Here is a 6,131-nt window from a genome sequence, read left to right on the forward strand (position 1 = left end):
CATGACCTGTCAGGCTAGGCCGGAGGTCATGGTTCAGACAGTGTCAAAGGTCAGGGGCGCGTCTCGCAACCGGGGCGGCTTCGAGGCCCGGTGATGCCGCTGGCGGCTCGCCCGGCCGTGGTTGAAGCCACGCGCCAGGTGCCGGGTCCCGAGGGCGCCGAGTCGATCGAGCCGGCGGGAAAATCGCAGGAAAATGCGTCGTTTACCTGTTATCCGGCTGTCACCTTCGAGGCCTAACGTTCGCCGAATCCAGCGCTTGGGGTGACCTGCAGACGGGCATTCCACAGGGGGGCGCTCCACCGCGACCGTAGGAGCCTTCCATGCGAAATCACCTCGCAGTCTGTCTTGCCGCGTGCGTTCTCAGCCTGTCCGCCGTATCGTTGGCGCAAATCCCCGTGCATGCCGAAGAAGCGTCCAATGCCTTCGGCTGGCACGGCAAGGACGATCATGCGTCCACGCCCATCAAGCACCTCGTGGTGATCTTCCAGGAGAACGTCTCCTTCGATCACTACTTCGGCACGTATCCCTTCGCCGCCAACGCGCCGGGTGAGCCGACCTTCTACGCGCGCCCGTTCACCCCGAAAGCCAATGGCTTCACCGCGAGCCTGCTCAACCACAACCCTAACCAGAAGAACGCGGCGAACGGTGCGGGCGCGATCAATCCGTTCCGCCTCTCGCGTGCGCAGTCGGCCACCGCCGATCAGGATCACGATTACGGCCCGGAGCAACAGGCATTCAACGGCGGCGCCATGGACCTGTTTCCTAAATACACCGGGTCGGGAGAAACGCTGCCCGGTGCGCCGGCGGATGAAAACGGCACTGGCCAGGTGATGGGTTACTACGATGGCAACACCGTCACGGCGCTGTGGAACTACGCGCAGTGGTTCGCGTTGAACGACAACAGCTACAACACCACGTTCGGCCCCTCCACGCCCGGCGCGCTCAACCTCGTCTCCGGCCAGACCAACGGCATCGCGCAGACGCTCAACGGTACCGGCGAAGAGGTCGACGACGGGCAGGGTGGCCTCACCCTGATCGGCGATGCCGATCCGATCGGCGACGTCTGCTCGTCATCCAGCGGCAACCAGGTGCAGATGAGCGGCCGCAACGTAGGCGACCTGCTGAACGACGCTGGCGTCACCTGGGGCTTCTTCGAGGGTGGCTTCGATCTCTCGCAGGCCAACGCGAACGGCACCACCGGCTGCAAGCGATCGACGCTGTCCGCGGTGACGCAGACCACCAAGGCGGATTACATTCCGCACCACCAGCCGTTCCAGTACTACGCCTCCACCGCCAATCCGACGCATGCGCGTCCAACCTCGGTGGCGAAAATCGGCCACCAGGGCGATGCGGGCAATCATCAATACGACCTCAGCGACTTCTACGCCGCGGTGAGCGCCGGCAATTTCCCGGCGGTGAGCTTCCTCAAGGCACCGGGCTACCAGGATGGTCATGCCGGCTACTCCGATCCGCTCGACGAACAGCAGTTCATCGTGCACGTGATCAATTTCCTGCAGCAGCAACCGGAATGGCGCGACACCGCCGTAGTGATCGCCTATGACGATTCCGACGGTTGGTACGACCACCAGGCAGCGCCCCGCGTGAACGCATCTGCCACGGCGGCTGACGCACTCGATGGCACGGGCGCGTGCAAGGCGCATGGCACGCTGGCGGGAAGCAACAGCAAGGGCAAGCCGGTACAGGGCCGCTGCGGTTACGGTCCGCGGCTGCCGTTGCTGGTGATCTCGCCGTGGGCACGCAGCAACCACGTCGACCACACGCTGACGGACCAGTCGTCCATCACGCGTTTCATCGAGGACAACTGGCTGCATGGCAAACGCATCGGCGGCGGTTCGTTCGACGCCGAGGCGGGTTCGCTGGAACACATGTTCGATTTCTTCCAGCCATTCACGGACCACCGCAAGCTGGTGCTGGACGAACAGACCGGCCAGCCGGTGAAGCAGCCAAAGCCCTGGCCGTGGGCCAGCCTGCCGCACACGCCGCGCGGTTGATTGGCGAGCTCGTCATCAGCGCCCCGGCCATCGCGCCGGGGCGCTTCGTCGTTTCCTCTGCCGGAGTCGCCTGATCGTGTCTGCTTCTCGCCGCCGTTTTCTGCAGGGCATCGGCGTTCTCACCGGCGCGGGCGTATTGCGCGCGTGGGGCGCGCCGATGCACATGGCCATGCCGAAAAAGAGCAGCGGCCTGTGCCAGCACGACATCGCCGACCAGACGGCCGTGCCGCGCCTGCTCGATCCCGCCCATCTCACGCCTTATGTCGATGATCTGCCGTTGCCGCCCGTGCTTCGCCCGGTGCATGGCGAAGTGCTGCGCATCGCCATGCGCGAGACGAGGCAACGCTTGCATCGCGAACTGCCACCGGCACGGTTGTGGACCTATGGAGGTTCCTTTCCCGGGCCGACCATCGAGGCGCGCAGCGGCAGCGCGCTAAGGGTGGAGTGGATCAACCAATTGCCGACGAAACATTTCCTGCCGGTGGATCACCACGTCTGCGGCGCCGAGCCGGACGTGCCCGACGTGCGCAGCGTGGTGCACGTGCACGGGGCACGCGTGCCCGCTTCGGAAGACGGCTATCCCACCGACTGGTTCGTGCCCGGCCAGTCGCGCCGGCAGAGCTATCCCAATGGCCAGGACGCGGCGACGCTGTGGTACCACGACCACACCATGGGCATCGAACGGCTGAACCTCTACGCGGGCATGTTCGGCATGTACCTGCTGCGCGACGAGCACGAGCTGTCGTTGGGGCTGCCTTCGGGCGAGTTCGAATGGCCGCTGGTATTGAGCGATCGCCTGCTGACCGAGGATGGCCAGCTGTATTACCCCGAGTCTGGCGTTGCCGATGCGCCATGGGTTCCCGAAGTGTTCGGCAATGTGATGCTGGTGAACGGCGCGGTGCTTCCCAAACTGGAAGTGCGGGCGCGACGTTATCGCTTTCGCGTGCTCAATGCGGCCAACGGGCGTTTCTTCCGCCTCAGCCTGCGTGGTCAGCGGCCTTTCCTGCAGATCGGCAGCGACCAGGGCCTGCTGGCGGCGCCCGTCAGGCAAACCAGTTTGTTCCTTGCGCCGGGCGAACGCGCCGACCTGGTGATCGATTTTGCGGACTTGGCGGGAAGCCAGGTCGAACTGATGAACGACAGCCTGCCGCTGATGCGCTTCGACATCGCGGCCAGCAAGGAGAGCGATGCCAGTGCGGTACCTGCTGCCTTGCGCGACGTGCCGCGCATGGTGGAGAGCACGGCGAGCATCACGCGCGTGCTGAGCATCGACGAGTATTCAGACTGCGTGTCCGAGCCCATGCTGATGCTGCTGGATGGCAAGCACTGGCACGATCCGGTCAGCGAAAAGCCCAGGCTCGGCAGCACGGAAATCTGGAGCCTGGTGAATCTCACGGAAGATACGCACCCGATTCACCTGCACCTGGTGCGCTTCCAGATTCTCGACCGGCGTCCGTTCGACGTGAATACGTACCTGGATACGAAAACCCTGCGCTACACGGGCCCTGCGCAGCCGCCGCCGGCGCACGAAGCCGGCTGGAAAGACACGGCGCAGGTATACCCGGGCATGGTGACGCGCTACATCATCAAGTTCGAGGGTTTTACCGGGCGCTACGTCTGGCACTGCCACCTGCTGGAGCATGCCTCCAACGAAATGATGCGGCCGTTCGAGGTGGTGGCTTGAGGCGAGGGCCATCGCGCACTGGGTGCGCTCCTGCAACGCGGCGCAAATGTAGGAGTGCACCCAGTGCGCAATTACACGTCTCAACCTACTGCTGAATCTGCCTCAGCCGCGCCGCATCCCGCTTCACGACCGGTGTTGCGCGCTGTACCACAGCGAACGCCCGGACAAGAACATCAGCCGCGCCATCAGGCTAACGGCGAAGCCAGCATCAACCTTCAGCCTCTGCCCTAATGCGGTCTTGAGGCGAAGCCGGCAGGGTATCGGGCGCCACGGCGCCGCCGGAAATGATGAACGCCATGGCCTGGTCCATGGTCCAGTCGGTGGGCGTGAGCTCCTCCACCGCGACCACTTCGAGATAGCCGCCCGTCGGGTTGGGCGTCGTGGGGATATAGACGGCCGCCATTTCGCGGCCCGTGCCTTCCTCCGTCATCACGCGCGTGACGAAGCCCACCACCTTCATGCCCTTGCGCGGGAAATCGACCAGCACCACGCGCTGCACGCCCGAAGGCTTTTGCTGCAGCACGGCCATCAGCTTCTTGGTGCCGCCATAGATGGTCTGCACCAGCGGAATGCGGGCCAGCAGCGCATCGAAGCCATCGATCAGCCGCTGGCCGATCACGCGGTTGGCCAGCCAGCCCAGCACGTACAGCACGCCCAGCGTCAGCAGCAGTGCCACGATGAAACTGATCCAGGCGTTGTTGAGCGCCATGCCCGCAAGCGGCGAGGCGGAGGACAGCGTGGTCAGCAGGGCCGATGCCAGTGGCGTGCCGATGCCGGCAAGCATGCTCAGCACGAACTTGAAGACCACCCAGGTCACCCACAGGGGAATGAACGTGAGCAGGCCGGTGAACAGATAGCGTTTGATGCGCAGGTGCTTCATGGGAGGGGCCCGGGAAAGATGCGCCCATTGTAGGGGAGCACGCGTCCCTGGCCGGCCTTTGTCGCGCCATGTGATTTTTTCTTCGCGTCGGCGAATCATGGAGGGACATCCGGGGGCGACGACATGGCGGGAGATCAACGGCACCAGCAATTCGAGGCGCGACTGCGGGAACACCGCGGCATCGTGCTGAAGGTGGCCAGCCTCTATGCCAACGGCGCGGAGGATCGCAGCGACCTGGCGCAGGAAATCTGCGTGCAGCTGTGGCGCTCGTTCGCCAGCTACGACGCCGGACGCGCGAAATTTTCCACCTGGCTGTACCGCATTGCGTTGAACGTCGCCATTTCCAGCATGCGCCGCGGTGGCGATGGCGGCCGTCTGGAGCCGCTGCAGCCGCATCACCTGGAAACCATCGGTGCTGAACCGCCGCCCGAGCCTGATGAGCGGCTGGTGGTGCTCTACCGCTTTATCGGCCAACTGGAAGCGCTCAATCGCGCGTTGATCCTGCTGTACCTGGAAGACCGCAGCTACGCCGAGATTGCCGACATCCTCGGCATCAGCGAAACCAATGTGGCGACCAAGCTGGGTCGCATCAAGCAAACCCTGCGCAGCCAGATGACCGGCGCAGCGACCGAGAGGGCATGAGCATGGAACTGGACGAACTGAAATCCGCATGGCAGACGCTGGACCGGCGTCTCGCGGACCAGCAGGCGCTGCAATGGCAGATGTTTCGTGGCCAGCATATGGACCGGCTTCGCCTCGGCCTGCGTCCACTGCGATGGTGGCAAGCGGTACAGCTGGCGCTGGGCGTGCTGGTGTTGCTGTGGGGCGTGTGCGTGTGGAGTTCGCATCTGCATACGCCCATGGCATTGGCGAGCGGCATCGCGCTGCAAGTGTTCGGCACGCTGGCGGCGGTTTTCGCGGGCCGCATACTTGGGCTGTTGAACCGGATCGACTACGCCTCGCCAGTGCTCGACATCCAGCGTCGCCTGGCACAGTTGCGGCGTTGGCGCGTGCGGGTGGAGGCGCCCGTGTTCGCGGCCTTGGGCAGCGTCATCTGGATTCCGGTGATGCTGGTCCTGATCCAGTACGACTTCGATCGCCAGGGGCACGACTACTGGGATCAGGCTCCCGGCCTGCTGCTTTGGATGCTGCTTTGTGCGGCGGTTTCTCTGGCTGTCGTAGCGCTGGCGTATGGGCTCGTGCGCTACCTGGGGAAGCGTCGCTGGATGGAGGACCAGTTCGCCGGAGCCTGCGTGACGCGCGCCGAACGCATGCTCGATGAAATTGCCCGCTTCGAGCGCGAGTGAGCGCGCCAGCCGCGCTCAACGTGCCTTGGGCTTGAGCCGCACATACAACTGCTTGCGCACGCGCGCGACGACTTCACCGCTGCGTGCGGCGACATCCACGTCGAACCAGCGCAATACCTTGTCGCCACCGGCTGCCGCCTGACGCAACTCCTCCACGACAGCCGCGTCCAGCTTGAAGTGGGCGTATACGTCCTCGCGGCCTGGCGCCACGAAATCGATGGCGCCGGCCTTGTCCCACACGTAGTAGT

Annotated in this window: 6 protein-coding genes and 1 pseudogene; 5 read left to right on the top strand and 2 right to left on the bottom strand. The window is 64.6% G+C overall.

Annotation, left to right across the window (positions count from 1 at the left end):
- The first annotated feature begins 93 nt into the window (after positions 1 to 93).
- The 3 genes from VFG49_RS06685 (at position 94) to VFG49_RS06695 (ending at position 3,696) form a co-directional block, all read left to right on the top strand.
- A complete protein-coding gene (locus VFG49_RS06685) occupies positions 94 to 237 on the top strand; it encodes a hypothetical protein (protein ID WP_324858738.1) in 144 nt (47 codons plus the stop codon).
- Positions 238 to 320: 83 nt separating this feature from the next.
- Positions 321 to 2,012 (top strand): alkaline phosphatase family protein, encoded by a 1,692-nt coding sequence (locus VFG49_RS06690; RefSeq protein ID WP_324858739.1) that lies wholly within the window; start codon positions 321 to 323, stop codon positions 2,010 to 2,012.
- Between the two features lie 76 nt (positions 2,013 to 2,088).
- The gene (locus tag VFG49_RS06695; RefSeq protein WP_324858740.1) at positions 2,089 to 3,696 is read left to right on the top strand and encodes a multicopper oxidase family protein; all 1,608 of its coding nucleotides are present in this window, start codon (positions 2,089 to 2,091) and stop codon (positions 3,694 to 3,696) included.
- 208 nt (positions 3,697 to 3,904) lie between these two features.
- On the opposite strand, the gene VFG49_RS06700 is transcribed toward VFG49_RS06695, so the two are convergent.
- Positions 3,905 to 4,576, bottom strand: a complete 672-nt coding sequence (locus tag VFG49_RS06700; RefSeq protein ID WP_324858741.1) for a DUF502 domain-containing protein — start codon at positions 4,574 to 4,576, stop codon at positions 3,905 to 3,907.
- Between the two features lie 123 nt (positions 4,577 to 4,699).
- On the opposite strand from VFG49_RS06700, the gene VFG49_RS06705 reads away from it, so the two are divergent.
- Positions 4,700 to 5,218 (top strand): RNA polymerase sigma factor, encoded by a 519-nt coding sequence (locus tag VFG49_RS06705; protein ID WP_324858742.1) that lies wholly within the window; start codon positions 4,700 to 4,702, stop codon positions 5,216 to 5,218.
- Positions 5,215 to 5,883 carry a hypothetical protein gene (locus VFG49_RS06710; protein WP_324858743.1) on the top strand — a complete coding sequence of 223 codons (669 nt, stop codon included), beginning with the start codon at positions 5,215 to 5,217 and terminating at the stop codon, positions 5,881 to 5,883. The genes VFG49_RS06705 and VFG49_RS06710 overlap by 4 nt, the downstream gene beginning before the upstream one ends.
- 15 nt (positions 5,884 to 5,898) lie before the next feature.
- Here VFG49_RS06710 and VFG49_RS06715 read toward each other — a convergent pair.
- Positions 5,899 to 6,131, bottom strand: a pseudogene (locus VFG49_RS06715) (tetrameric acyl-CoA thioesterase); the annotation flags it as partial.

The sequence above is a fragment of the Dyella sp. genome (genome assembly GCF_035685885.1).
Lineage (GTDB): Bacteria > Pseudomonadota > Gammaproteobacteria > Xanthomonadales > Rhodanobacteraceae > Dyella.

Bases quoted from the DNA above. Each gene is read 5' to 3' on its own strand.
- VFG49_RS06690 (WP_324858739.1), top strand. From the start codon at position 321: ATGCGAAATCACCTCGCAGTCTGTCTTGCCGCGTGCGTTCTCAGCCTG.
- VFG49_RS06700 (WP_324858741.1), bottom strand. From the start codon at position 4,576: ATGAAGCACCTGCGCATCAAACGCTATCTGTTCACCGGCCTGCTCACG.
- VFG49_RS06685 (WP_324858738.1), top strand. From the start codon at position 94: ATGCCGCTGGCGGCTCGCCCGGCCGTGGTTGAAGCCACGCGCCAGGTG.
- VFG49_RS06710 (WP_324858743.1), top strand. From the start codon at position 5,215: ATGAGCATGGAACTGGACGAACTGAAATCCGCATGGCAGACGCTGGAC.
- VFG49_RS06705 (WP_324858742.1), top strand. From the start codon at position 4,700: ATGGCGGGAGATCAACGGCACCAGCAATTCGAGGCGCGACTGCGGGAA.